Below are 12,927 nucleotides of genomic sequence, written 5' to 3'. Positions count from 1 at the left end.
AATCTCTTTATTGTTTTATATTTATTCTCCATTTTATCCTCCTGTCTGGTATAAATAAGACTCCTGTGGTAAAATGAACTTGTCTAGAGAACACTTCTCACAGGAGTGCATGCCTTTACTCTTTGTAGTAGGGGCTTTTTTCTTTTTTGATCTCTTCATATATTTCAAAATATAAATTAAAATATCAGCTTCATCGTCATTGAGTTTGCCAAACTTTTTAATAACTTTTGCTAGTTGAAATATTTCCTTGGCTATATTATCAGAAAGTCTATAATCACTTGCTAACTTAACTTCGTGATTTAATAGCATTTGTAGAAAATAATCTTGTTTTTTAAGTCCACTGATTTCAATCTTTTTGTTTATTAGATCATATTCTTCTTCAGAGACTCTGAAATTTAAAATTCGATTTCTTTTTCTATTTTTGTCTTTATTTCTCGTTTTTTTAGAAATTTCATCTAATGAATGTCTTCTAAACATCTTTCACGTCCTCTTCTAATAAATCTTTCCATTCATTTGCCTTATTATTTCTTACTTGTGTTAAAGACAAAGCCATTTCTTTTTGCTTACTAGGGAAGAGATGAGCGTATCTATAGGTTATATCAATCGATTCATGTCCAACCCTATCAGCTATTGCAGTTGCAGAAAATCCAAGTTCAATTAAGAGAGAAACGTGAGAATGCCTTAAATCATGTATTCTAATTCTTTTTACTTGAGATTTCTTAGATCCCCTATCCATTTCATGGTGTAGGTAACTCTTGGAGAAATTAAATATTAAGTCTTTTGGTTTTAACTTATAAAAACTATCTATATACTCTTTAATCTCTTCAGTTAGAAATTCAGGCATAACTATTTTCCTTATACTTTTTTTAGTCTTAGGAGCAGTTATTACATTTTTCCCATCAATCCTTTGTAAAGATTCATCAATTTTTAATGTATGCCTTTCAAAATCAAATTTCTCTTTTGTTAAGGCTAATAATTCTCCCATTCTAAGACCACACCAATATAAAAGTTCAAAAGCATAGAATGATTCGGGTTTATCTTTTATAGCTTCTATAAATCTTTCATATTCATCTTGAGTCCAAAATAGCATTTCATCAGCTTCTTTTTCTCCCATAGAACCAACATCACGAGCAACATTAGTTTTTAAATTGTAATACCTACAGGCATGATTTAAGATACTAGATAACTGGGCATGAATAGTTCTCAAATAAGTAGGAGAGTAGTTTTTTCCATTCTTATCCTTAATCTTCATAAGCTCATTTTGCCATTGAATGATGGTTACGTTATTAATCTCATTAAGCATTAAATCACCAATATATGGAAGTATTTTTTGATTTACAATTGCTTCTTTTGTCCTCCAAGTATTTTCTCTTATTCTTGGTTTTCTATCCCTCTTATAAAGTTCAAAAAACTCCCTAAAGCTCATCTCAATTGATTCAGAATGTTGATTTAAGAATTCTTGTTCCCATTTTAAAGCTTCTTTTTTTGTTAAAAATCCACGTTTTTTCTTAGTTAATTTTTCTCCTTTCCAGTTGGTGTAATTAAATTTACTAAACCAAGCCTTGTTCCCGCTTTCATCTCTAAATGCTGGCACTTTAAACCTCCTTTGCATTTGTTGGTTTATAGCAATACTTTTCCATAAAGTATTCTCTATTTACCTTTCCTCTTTGCACACGATAACCTAATTTAAGTAGATCTTGATTCATATCGTTTATTATCTGATATGCTGTTGTCCTACTTACATCAAGAAATTCTTGTACATCTTTTGCATTCATAAAAATACCTTTCATAATGTCCTCCTTTTATAGTTTGTAAGGTTCTACATCCTCAAAAGGGCGAGCATTAATTTATATGTCTTACAATTTCCGTTCAATATTGAACGGTATGTATATATAATAACAGTTCATATTTGTTCTGTCAAGTTTTTTCTATTTATTTTTTTCTAAAATATTCAGATACTTACAAATATTTACAACAGAACAGTTTTGTTGAGCTTTTGTTCGTTTTGTGATAAAATATTTATAGTTATTGTGAAATAAGGAGGAGTTAGTTTGATTTCTGGAGAAAAATTAAAAAAGTTAAGACTTATGAGAAACTTAACTCAAAAAGAACTTGCAATTAAGTCTGGTTTGACAGATGCTGCCATAAGAAATTATGAACTTGGAAATAGATCTCCAAGTAAAGAACAATTACAAAAAATATCTGAAGCACTTGATTGTGACATATCAGCATTAATTAATCATGAACCTAATTCTATTTTTGAAATAATGCATATAATATTTGATTATGAAAAAGACATGAAGTTTAGACCGTTGGCAGGCGATGGAGAAATCACAGGGCTTTTATCAAATGATGTAGACTTCAATAATTTTCTTATAGAATGGAATGAGATGAGAAAAAAGCATTACAATGATGAAATAACAGACGAAGAGTTTGAAGATTGGAAGCTATCTTACCCTAAAAAATCAAGATTTTTAAAATAAAAATATGTACTCAAAAGACCGTAGCTTGAAACTACGGTCTAATTTTTGTCCAAATGTAAACCACTTGGAACTATTATTTTAATTATTTTTTTTACTCCCAGTACCATTTGAGTACCAGTAGCCATTTTTTACAACTTTCCTCTCGAAAACCATTCTGGTTTTCTCGCTTAATTGGTATGCATACAATAAATAGCACAATTTATTGTATCCATACCAGATCGCCTGACAGATGATGATGATGTCATGCTGTTGTTGAAACTCATTTTTCACAGGCAGGACACGCAGGAACTATTGAAAAAACAGCTGTAACGGGAGAAGTCTGAAATCCCTTAGTTTACTAAGGGCGTAATTATACACCACCCAGAGGTTGGTGCATTGTGTTCTCCGAAGGCTCCTCGCCAGAGGGCTGTGATTTTCCGCAGTCATGGTCTGTTCCAAATCAAAAAGAGGACACTACGCTTCCCCTGCACTGGCTGCCGCCAGCTACCCTTTGAAAGGAAAAATTTATAGAAACAGTATTTACTACGAAATTCACCACTAAAATATTATTTTAAGAGATATAAACTTAAAAACAAATTAGTTGACGCATCAACTAATTTGTGGTATACTTCACTTATTATGAAAAGTGATGTAAGAGTAATGAAATATAAACGTTATATTTTCCCTATATTGATGGGGAGTACAATGAGTTGCATTATGTCTCAGATGAATACTGGAAAAATTGTTTTTCCGTCTATACTTTTAATGATGTTATTGCAATCTATAGTTGCAAGTATAGCATCTTTGATTTTTCCGGCTGGACTTATAGGTGCAAAAGTAACAGAGAAACTATATACTGGAAAATCATATATTGTTTTTTTAGTTCTTTCATCAATAATTCCAGCGATATATTTTACTACAATTATGTCTGTAAGCGGATTGTTAAGAATGAAGGGATATGATGAGAATTTCTGGAAAATATATTTTTCCTCATTTCCTATTAATGTTGTATTAGGATATTTTTCGAGTATTTTTTGGAATGTGATATTGGACAAAGTTTTAAGAAGAAAAGAGGCATAAAGTGGAGAAAAGTATCGGAAAACTTATAACTTATTTATCGAGATGTATTCAGCAAGAATTAAAAAATGTAGTTGTTCCATTTGACATAAGTGTCGGAGAAGAGCCTTATTACATGGCACTTACAAAACAGGATGGATTGACTCAGGATGAATTAACAAAGCTTGTGAAAGTAGATAAGGCTGGTACGGCTCGAATGGTTAAATCATTAGAGCAAAAAGGATATATCACACGAGAAACAGACCCTAAAGATAAAAGAAACAAAAAAATACATCTTACAGAAAGAGGACGATTAAAATATGAACCTTTACGTAGAGCATTAAAAGAATTTAATCAGAAGTTGACATCAGAATGGACAGATGAACAATATGAAATCGTTTATCAAAGTCTGGAAATGCTAAAAAAAAATTTTGAGATTGATAATAAATAACTTTCAATTTATTGCCCCTCTACACATCGGGTCAACTTGCCTCGAACTTTTACACCTTGGATTGTCAACACTTATTTGTACAATTTAAAATCGAACGCACTAATTTAAGATTAAATGATAATTACTAGTTAATCTTGATTGTCTATATTTAACTGGGGCTGTAAATAATTTTGTGTATCAACCTAAATCCTGACATAAGGGTAAAGGTTGATACATTTTTTGCTTTTAAATATCTATACACTCCTATAGAAATAGAGCATATCGTAGTATTATAAAACTTTAATTATTGAACTAGAAGTTTAAATATTATCATAATTTCTACATTTTTTCATTCCCTCCTTAATAATAGTGAATGCACATCCCACAACTCCTTGGATATTTTCTCTATTTTTTCTCTCATATAATCTATATCTTTCTTATAAATGACTCCCGTTGTATTAGTTGCTTTTACGGTCTGGTTTATATTATTTGTTGCATTTGAAAGTGACCATTGTAAATCTCTAAATTGTTCTAGGTCTATAATATAAATTTCTTTTTCTTCATATGTTGAGTATATTTTTAGTTGATTTTTTAAATTTATTTTATACTAGATGTCGCTTTTAATTGTACAACCTATCAAATAAAAAAGACCATAACACTTAAGTTATGATCTAATTTTTTGTCCAAATGTAAACCACTTGGAACTATTATTTAGTTTATTCTTTTTAGCTTCCAGTACCATTTGAGTACCAGTAGCCATTTTTTATTCTCTATATAGCTTGTAATCAAGCCATTTTAGAAAATTTTGCGATTATTCCCATTCGATTGTTCCTGGTGGTTTGCTGGTTATGTCGTAGACTATTCTGCCTACTCCTTCTACTTCGTTTATCATTCTGTTTGATAATTTTTGCATTAGTTCGTATGGGAGGTTTGCTGCTTCTACTGTCATTGCGTCTGTACTTGTGACTGCTCTTACTGCTATGACGTTGTCGTAGCTTCTGGCATCTCCTTTTACTCCTACTGTTTTGATTGGGGTCCATACGGTGAAGTATTGCCAGATTTTTTCGTTTAGGCCGAAGTTTTTGACTTCTTCTCTTAGGATGGCGTCGGTTTCTCTTACTATTCTTAGTTTGTCTTCTGTGATGTCTCCTATTACTCTTATGGCAAGACCTGGTCCTGGGAATGGTTGTCTCCAGACCATGTCGTGTGGGACGCCTATTTCTTCGCCTAGGGCTCTTACTTCATCTTTGAAAAGGAGTCTTAGTGGTTCTACTAGGCCTTTGAAGTCCATGTCTTCTGGCAGGCCGCCTACGTTGTGGTGGCTTTTTATTACACTTGCTTTGTCTTTGCCGGATTCTATTACGTCTGGGTAGATTGTGCCTTGGACTAGGTAGTTGGCTCCGCCGATTTTTTTGGCTTCTTCTTCGAATACTTCTACGAAGTGGTTGCCTATGATTTTTCTTTTTGTTTCTGGGTCAGATTCGCCTTTTAATAGGTCTAGGAATTCTTTGGATTTGTCTACCATTTTTACATTTAGGCCTAGGCCTTTGTAGGTTTCCATGACTGATTTTGCTTCGTCTTTTCTTAGTAGACCGTGGTCTACGAAGATACATTGGAGATTATCTCCTATGGCTTTTGAGACTATGGTTGCTGCTACAGAGCTATCTACTCCGCCTGATAGACCGCAGATCATTTTCTCGCCTTGGTATTTTTCTTTGATTTCTGCTATGATTTCTTTGGCGAAGTCTTTCATTTTCCATGTTTTTTCGGCCTTACATATTCCTAGGACGAAGTTTTCTAGGATTTTTTGGCCGTATTCTGAGTGGACTACTTCTGGGTGGAATTGGACTGAGTAGAGGGCTTTTTCGGTATTTTCCATGGCTGCCACGTCTGTGTTGGCTGTGGATGCTGTTGCTCTAAAGCCTTCTGCTAGGTCTTTTACCCTATCTTTGTGGTTCATCCAGATTATGGATTCTTCTGGAATGTCTTTGAATAGGCAGCTTTCCTTATCTACTTTTAGGTCGGTTTTGCCATATTCGGCTAAGTTTGGTGTTTCGATTGTGCCGCCGTTTACATAATTTATGTATTGGTGGCCGTAGCAGATGCCTAATACTGGCACGCCTAGGTCAAAGATTTTGCTGTCGGCTTTTGGGCTTTCGCTATCGTTTACTGATTGTGGGCCGCCTGTTAGGATGATACCAGCTAGGTTGTCTAGGTTGATTTCGCTGAGATTGGTGTCGCACTCATGAAGTTCTGCATAGACTCCCATTTCTCTTACTCTTCTTACTATGAGCTGGTCGTATTGGCCGCCGAAGTTTAAGACTAGGATTTTTTCTTTCTTCATTGTTTCCCCTTTAATTTAAGTTTCGTACTTCCTTTTCTTCTGGGAAGTTCTCGTAGTAATATTGGACAATTTCTGTGGCTGTTTGTTCGACTGTGTTTTCTGTTACATCTATGACTTTGCAGTCTAGGTCAGAAAATATTTCTTTGGCGTATTCTAGCTCTCTTTCGATTCTTCCCTTGTCAAAGTATTTGCTTTCACCAACTATGCCTAGGGACTTGCTCCTTGTTTCTCTGATGTCTGAGAGCTTGTCTGGATTTATGATTAGGCCTATTATCCTTCTTGGGTCGACTTCAAAGAGCTCCTGTGGAAGTTTGGCCTCAGGCACTAGTGGTAGGTTTGAGACTTTGAAATTTTTTGTGGCTAGGATCATGGTTGTAGGTGTCTTAGATGTGCGTGATACTCCTACTAGGACTATGTCTGATTTTAGAAAGCCCCTGAAGTCTTTGCCATCGTCGTATTGGATGGCAAATTCTATGGCTTCTATCATTTCGAAGTAGTTTCTTGATAGGGTCCTGGTGAGGCCTCTTTGTCTAATTGCCTTATGGCCGGTAAATTGTTCAAACTTATCGATTCCATATGATAGGATGTCTAAGACTGTTATATCTAGATCTTTGGCCCTTGATCTAAGATACTGGGTTAATTCTTTGTTGGCTAGGGTTTGGACTATTATGGAATAGGATGGAAGGTCGGCTAGAATCTCGTCTATTTCATCTGTATCTACTATGTCTGAGAATCTTCTCATGCTTGTTTTTAGGTCTGGGAATTGACTTGTTACTGATTTCATGTAGTTTATTGCTGTTTCCCCGGTGGAGTCACTTATTATCACAATCGTTAAAACATCGTCCATCAAATCCTCCTATCTTACTATTTGTGATATATCAAATATCCTAGCTATCCTCTTTTGTACTTGATTTAGCATAGCTAATCTGTTGTTTTTGATTTCTTCGTTTTCATCATTTATCATGGTCTTGTCTAGGTATTCATTACCGACTAAGGCTGTGGCTTGAATATTTTCTAGCTCTTTTTTGTAGTCAGCAGCATTTACTAGGGCTATCTCATCGATATTTGATATGGTTTCATAGAAACTTCTTTCTAGGTCTGTTTGTAGTAGGTCTGCCTTTACTAGGTCAGCTCCTGTGTCTTTGGCTAGGTTATTTATCCTGATTAGGTAGGATAGGCCGTCTTCATTTTCATCTATGAAGGCTGTAACTGCCTTTACCTTTTCACTCATTCTTAGAATGTTGGTATTATTTGTATCTACTACAGCATTTACTATATCATACCTATAACCATCATCTAAAAGTTTGTTTTTGAGCCTGTCTTTGATGAAGGCGAGGGTTTTGTCTAGAGTTGTGTCATAGTCAAAGGCTAGGGCATTTACCTCTGTGTAGACTAGGAGGGCTTCTGAGATTAGCTTTCTTAGGTCTACGTCTATACCATTTGCAAGTATTATATTTATTATTCCAAGGGCTGCCCTTCTTAGGCCGAATGGGTCTTTTGATCCTGTGACATATTTTTCTATAGCGTAAAGGCCTACAATAGAATCCATCTTATCTGCTATTGATAGGAGGATACCTATTACTGATTTTGGTAGGTCTGAGCTTGCTCCCTTTGGCAGATATTGCTCTTTGATTGCTTCTGCTACCCTTTGGTTTTCGCCAGAGTTTTGGGCATAGATTGCGCCCATGGTTCCTTGAAGCTCGGTAAATTCTACTACCATTTTTGTGACTAGGTCTGCCTTTGAAAGCTTGGCTGCTCTTTTGGCATCTTCTATGATGTCATTGCCTAGGTCTAGTTCTTTTTGGTATCTTTCTGCTAAATCTACTAGTCTTTGAGTTTTTTGGGCCATGGTGCCAAGACCTTCGAAAAATACTAACTTATCTAGCTCTGGCAAATAAGATTCTAGTGGCTTTGATGCGTCTATATCGTAGAAGAATTTTGCATCTTCTAGCCTTGCTACTAGGACTTTTTTATTTCCTTCTATTACATTTTCACTCATGTAGTCATCACCATTTCTTACTAGGAGAAAGTATGGAAGGAGCTTGTTTTTGTCATCTAAGATTGGGAAATATCTTTGATGGTCCTTCATTGGTGTGGTAATTACTTCTTTTGGTAGGCTTAGGTAGGTTTGGTCTATATCGCCTACAAGGACTGTTGGATATTCGACAATATTTACCACCTCATCTAGGAGGTCTTCATCTTTCATGTAGGTGCCGCCTACTTGGCCTGCTAGGGAATTAAGGCCTCTTTGGATGATGTCTTGTCTGTCCTTACCCCTTAGAATTACGAAATTATCCTTTAGTTGTTTTTCATAAGTATCGATTGATTCTATTTCTATGTGGTCAGAGCCTAGGGACCTGTGGCCTTTGGTGATATTTCCTACTTCTATGCCATCTGCATCGAAAGATAAAACTTTATCATCTAATAGAGAAACAAACCATCTGATTGGTCTTGCCCATCTGATGGACTTGCCGCCCCATCTCATTGATCTAGGGAAGGATATGGATTTGACTAGTTCAAATACTTCTTCTTTTAGAACTTCTTCTAGGCTTTTGCCTTCTTCTTTCTTTTCTACAAAGATATAGTCTTCGCCCTTTACTTCTCTTATAATCACATCATCAAGGCTTGCCCCTTGTCCTCTTAAGAATCCTTCTAGAGCCTTGCTTGCAACTCCATTTTCATCATAGGCTATCTTTACACTTGGTCCTCTTACAGATTTAATTTCTTCTTTTTGGCTTTCTTCTACATTTACGAGTTTGATCATAAATCTTCTTGGTGTGGATTCTATTTCAATGGCCTCGTATGAGAATTTATTTTCTTCTAAAAGCCTTGTAAATTTATCCCTTAGCTGGGTCTTGGTATTTTTGACATAAGCTGAAGGTATTTCTTCTACACCAATTTCTAATAGGTAATTATGCATCTTTTTCCTTTCTTAAGAGTGGGAAGCCTTCTTCTTCTCTTTTTTCTATATATTTTTCTGCTACTAGGCTTGAAATATCCCTTACTCTTTTGATATAGTGATTTCTTTCTGAAACAGATAGAGCACCCTTGGCATCAAGTGTGTTGAAGGTGTGACTTGATTTTAATACATTGTCATAGGCTGGATATACAAGGCCTGCTTCTATGAGTCTTCCTGCTTCTTTTTCGTAGATATTAAATAAAGTCTCTAGGGTTTCGTTATCTGCATCTTCGAATGAATATTTGGAGTTTTCATATTCTGGTGTCTTGAAGATGTCTCCATAGGTCAAGTTTTCTGACCATTTGATGTCATAGACATTGTCCACATCTTGAAGGTACATGCAGATTCTTTCAAGTCCTATAGTTATTTCTCCACTTTCTAGGGTACAGTTGATGCCGCCTACTTGTTGGAAATAGGTAAATTGGGTGATTTCCATCCCATCTAGCCATACTTCCCAACCTAGGCCCCAAGCACCGAGGGTTGGAGATTCCCAGTTATCTTCTACAAATCTTATGTCGTGGGCCTTTGGATCTATTCCAATGGCTTCTAGACAATTTAGGTATAAGTCTTGAATATTGGCTGGGGTTGGTTTAAGTAATATTTGCATTTGGTGGTGTTGGTAAAGTCTGTTTGGGTTTTGGCCGTACCTACCGTCTGCAGGTCTTCTAGAAGGCTCTACATAGCATACCTTCCATGGTTCTGGTCCTAGAGCTCTAAGAAAGGTGTGAGGGTTCATGGTACCTGCACCCTTTTCTATGTCATATGGAATCATTACTGAGCAGCCTTGCTCTTTCCAATACTCCTCTAGTTTTAAAATTAAATCTTCAAAGTACATTTATATTCCTTTCGAGTGTCTTAAGAACCCATTTGACGGATGGAAAATATCCTAGATCTAGGTTCTTAAGAGTGTAGTCTATTATTATTTTGCCGATTTTTTCGTAATTTTCCACTAATTTTATATTTTTTAATTCTTTTGACTCTGTGTAAAGGAGTTTATTAAAATATTTGTATTCTTCAAGAGTCAAATATACGCTGTCTTTTGCCTTGTTTTTGCAAGTCTCACATATAAGTGAGGACTCTCTCGGTGAAAAATAAAGGCCGTGGCCTCTTATATCTTTACCGCAAATACCACAAGTTTTAAAGTTTGGCTTAAAACCTGAAAAGGATGTGTATTTGAGGTAAAAGGCCAAGAATATATTTATAAAATTAGTATCAGCCTCTTCAAAGGCCATAAAGCTATTTAATAGAAGTTTGTAAACTGTTTCTATCTGGATAGCGTCGATTGTCCTTAAAAGCAGGTCGGCTATGGCTGATTTGTATAAGATTATGTCAAAATTTTTGCTTGACTTGGGGAAGGCTTCTACAATTACGCCCTCCCTTAGGCCGTAAAAATCTTTTTTGCTCTTGTAAAGGTCGTAGTGGGCTAGGATGAAGCGATTTGTAAGACCTAGGTTTTTGGAGTTTTTCTTAAGGACTGATTGGCAATTGATTGAAATCCTGCCCAAGTCCTTGGTGAAGAGTTCGATAATTTTAGAGGCCTCCTTGTATTTAAACTCCCTTAGGACGATGCCTTCTATATCCTTCAAATCACTTGTAGCCAAAGCGGTCTACCAACTTTTCTTTCTTTCTCCAGTCCTTTTCAACCTTGACCCAAAGCTGGAGATTGACCTTGCTTGCCAAAAAGCTTTCAATTTCTTTTCTTGCATCCATGCCGATTTGTTTAATCATTTGGCCATTTTTGCCAATTACTATCTGCTTGTGGGAATTTTTCTCAATTATGATTGAAGCCCTGATGTCAATTAGATCCTTATCTTCTCTTTCTTTGAAATCATCAATTCTTACAGCTACCCCGTGTGGGACTTCTTCTGATAGAAGCCTTAGGGCCTTTTCCCTGATTATCTCGCCTACTACAAATCTTTCGGTCTTATCTGTGATCATTTCCCTATCGTAGTAGGCTGGGCCTTCCCTTAGGTAGCTTTTGACTAGGGAGATATACTTGTCAATGTTTTTATCATCAAGGGCTGAGATCCCTAATATTGCATCAAAAATCCCCTCCTCATCGTAGAGGTCTTCTAGGTCAAAAAGCTCATCTTCTGTGACTAGGTCAATCTTATTTATCAGTAAAATTATTGGAACTCTCACATTTTTAAGCTCATCAATTATCATCCTATCAAGACTGCCAATTTCTTTTGAATCATCTACGACAAAGGTCACCAGGTCTGACTCGTTTAGACTTTCCTTAGAAAAGCTAAGTAGCCTTTCCTGGAGGATATTTCTTGGCTTTTGAATGCCTGGTGTGTCTATAAAAATTATCTGTGAATCATCGTCGTTGTATATTATATTAATCTTATCTCTGGTGGTTTGGGGCTTGTTGGAAATGATTGAGATTTTCTCCCTCAAAATCTTTTCCATAAGGGTAGACTTGCCCACATTGGCCCTGCCTACCACCGATACAAAGCCTGATTTCATTCTAAATCCTCCTTGCTGAAGCTATATGGCAAGAGCTCATCGATTGTATAGGTCTTATATGAGTTCTCATCCTTTGCAATTATTATCTTTGTGTCCTTATCAGCAAATTCTCTTATAAATTGCCTGCATACCCCGCAAGGATATGTATATTCGCTATCGCCATTTATAATTATAGTATCAATTTCCCTCTCGCCAGCACTGATGGCCCCTGCTAGGGCTGACCTTTCTGCGCAAAGGGTTGGCGAATAGGCTGCATTTTCTATATTTATGCCCTCATAGATCTTGCCGGATTTCATCTTGACTGCGGCTGCCACCCTAAAGTGTGAATAGGGGGTGTAGGCCTTTTCTTTAAGGGCTATGGTTCTTTTTATTAAATCTTTTATCTCTGTCATGAAAATATCCCAAATATAGCCATGGCCATGGATATACCAAGGATGGCTCCTCTTATTATCTCTTTTGTCGAATGGATGTCTGCCTCATAGCGGCTTTCTGCAACTATTAGGGCCATGCCGCCTAGGATCAACCTTACAAGGGGCTCATCAATTAGAAAAACTCCCATGGTTGCCAGGGCAAATGCTACTGATGTGTGGCCTGACACAAAACCGCCCTTCATGGCCGTTCCGTGGCCTTCATAGAAGACTCCCTTCAAAAATACCGTCAAAATAATTACTAATGAAATGGTAATTAGGGCAAGGTGGGAAGGACGTCTGGCAATCCTTAGGATTACTGAATCGTAGAAAGTTAAAAACTTATCAAAAAATATCAGATATGCCACAAAAAGGGCGTTGATGGCTGCAACAAAGGTAGCTGCAGCAGATACATCCTTGGCCGCCTTGGCAAGCTTAGAATACTTGCCCCCGCTTGCTAGGTCTACCGCCTCTTCAAGGGCAGTATTTAAAAGCTCTAGGGCAATGACAAAGACCACAGCAAAAACTAAAAACATCATTTCAACCCTTGATAGGCTGAAAAATAAAGAGCCCACCAAGACCAAAATGCTGGCTAAGATGTGAAATTTCATGTTCTTTTCGTGGTTTATGGCATAGACTAGGCCCTCGTAGGCATAGTCAAAACCTTTTAGGAATTTCTGCCCATGGCTAAGTTTTAGTGGCTCATAGTCCTCGCCTGCTACTTCTGGCTCATCTTCCCTAAGCTCTTCTAAGATTTCCTTTTTTAAATTTTCTTTGAGTTTGTCGTAATTATTATCCAT

15 protein-coding genes are annotated in these 12,927 nt (G+C 36.4%); 2 read left to right on the top strand and 13 right to left on the bottom strand.

Going from position 1 to position 12,927, the window contains the following annotated elements; translation table 11 throughout:
* Nucleotides 1–33: 33 nt before the first annotated feature.
* From ACCQ42_RS02580 to ACCQ42_RS02570, 3 genes are read right to left on the bottom strand one after another with little or no spacing between them, the layout of a single operon-like run.
* Nucleotides 34–477, bottom strand: coding sequence for a plasmid mobilization protein (locus ACCQ42_RS02580; RefSeq protein WP_410035273.1), 444 nt, complete (start codon nt 475–477; stop codon nt 34–36).
* On the bottom strand, nt 470–1,612 hold the full coding sequence (locus tag ACCQ42_RS02575; protein WP_463049208.1) for a site-specific integrase: 1,143 nt from the start codon (nt 1,610–1,612) through the stop codon (nt 470–472). The genes ACCQ42_RS02580 and ACCQ42_RS02575 overlap by 8 nt, the downstream gene beginning before the upstream one ends.
* Nucleotides 1,596–1,790: a hypothetical protein gene (locus ACCQ42_RS02570; RefSeq protein WP_002839721.1), complete on the bottom strand. Its 195-nt coding sequence runs from the start codon at nt 1,788–1,790 to the stop codon at nt 1,596–1,598. The genes ACCQ42_RS02575 and ACCQ42_RS02570 overlap by 17 nt, the downstream gene beginning before the upstream one ends.
* A gap of 261 nt (nt 1,791–2,051) precedes the next feature.
* Here ACCQ42_RS02570 and ACCQ42_RS02565 point away from each other — a divergent pair, with 261 nt between their 5' ends.
* Entirely contained in the window at nt 2,052–2,483 is a 432-nt protein-coding gene (locus ACCQ42_RS02565) for a helix-turn-helix domain-containing protein (protein ID WP_002839745.1), read from the top strand.
* Nucleotides 2,484–3,184: 701 nt separating this feature from the next.
* Here the strand turns inward: ACCQ42_RS02565 and ACCQ42_RS02555 are convergent.
* Entirely contained in the window at nt 3,185–3,517 is a 333-nt protein-coding gene (locus ACCQ42_RS02555; protein ID WP_176602623.1) for a hypothetical protein, read from the bottom strand.
* Nucleotides 3,518–3,543: 26 nt separating this feature from the next.
* Between ACCQ42_RS02555 and ACCQ42_RS02550 the strand changes: the two genes are divergently transcribed.
* Complete coding sequence (locus ACCQ42_RS02550; RefSeq protein WP_410035270.1) at nt 3,544–3,969, top strand: MarR family winged helix-turn-helix transcriptional regulator; 426 nt, start codon at nt 3,544–3,546, stop codon at nt 3,967–3,969.
* Nucleotides 3,970–4,297: 328 nt separating this feature from the next.
* Here the strand turns inward: ACCQ42_RS02550 and ACCQ42_RS02545 are convergent, their stop codons facing one another.
* The 9 genes from ACCQ42_RS02545 to ACCQ42_RS02505 form a co-directional block, all read right to left on the bottom strand.
* Nucleotides 4,298–4,549 (bottom strand): mobilization protein, encoded by a 252-nt coding sequence (locus tag ACCQ42_RS02545; RefSeq protein ID WP_072071454.1) that lies wholly within the window; start codon nt 4,547–4,549, stop codon nt 4,298–4,300.
* 210 nt (nt 4,550–4,759) lie between these two features.
* Entirely contained in the window at nt 4,760–6,292 is a 1,533-nt protein-coding gene (guaA, locus tag ACCQ42_RS02540; protein ID WP_410035269.1) for a glutamine-hydrolyzing GMP synthase, read from the bottom strand.
* Nucleotides 6,293–6,302: 10 nt separating this feature from the next.
* Nucleotides 6,303–7,139: a pyruvate, water dikinase regulatory protein gene (locus tag ACCQ42_RS02535; RefSeq protein ID WP_106461516.1), complete on the bottom strand. Its 837-nt coding sequence runs from the start codon at nt 7,137–7,139 to the stop codon at nt 6,303–6,305.
* Between the two features lie 9 nt (nt 7,140–7,148).
* Nucleotides 7,149–9,212, bottom strand: coding sequence for a glycine--tRNA ligase subunit beta (gene glyS / locus ACCQ42_RS02530; RefSeq protein WP_410035268.1), 2,064 nt, complete (start codon nt 9,210–9,212; stop codon nt 7,149–7,151).
* Entirely contained in the window at nt 9,205–10,086 is an 882-nt protein-coding gene (glyQ, locus tag ACCQ42_RS02525; protein ID WP_106461511.1) for a glycine--tRNA ligase subunit alpha, read from the bottom strand. Before glyQ ends, glyS begins: the two co-directional genes overlap by 8 nt.
* The gene (recO, locus tag ACCQ42_RS02520; RefSeq protein ID WP_265237816.1) at nt 10,076–10,852 is read right to left on the bottom strand and encodes a DNA repair protein RecO; all 777 of its coding nucleotides are present in this window, start codon (nt 10,850–10,852) and stop codon (nt 10,076–10,078) included. The genes glyQ and recO overlap by 11 nt, the downstream gene beginning before the upstream one ends.
* Nucleotides 10,839–11,720 (bottom strand): GTPase Era, encoded by an 882-nt coding sequence (gene era / locus ACCQ42_RS02515; protein ID WP_410035267.1) that lies wholly within the window; start codon nt 11,718–11,720, stop codon nt 10,839–10,841. The genes recO and era overlap by 14 nt, the downstream gene beginning before the upstream one ends.
* Complete coding sequence (gene cdd, locus ACCQ42_RS02510; RefSeq protein ID WP_106461508.1) at nt 11,717–12,112, bottom strand: cytidine deaminase; 396 nt, start codon at nt 12,110–12,112, stop codon at nt 11,717–11,719. The genes era and cdd overlap by 4 nt, the downstream gene beginning before the upstream one ends.
* A complete protein-coding gene (locus tag ACCQ42_RS02505) occupies nt 12,109–12,927 on the bottom strand; it encodes a diacylglycerol kinase (protein ID WP_106461507.1) in 819 nt (272 codons plus the stop codon). Before ACCQ42_RS02505 ends, cdd begins: the two co-directional genes overlap by 4 nt.

Source organism: Anaerococcus kampingae (genome assembly GCF_046365475.1).
GTDB classification, from domain to species: domain Bacteria; phylum Bacillota; class Clostridia; order Tissierellales; family Peptoniphilaceae; genus Anaerococcus; species Anaerococcus kampingae.
This window is presented reverse-complemented; position numbering and strand designations above follow the sequence as displayed.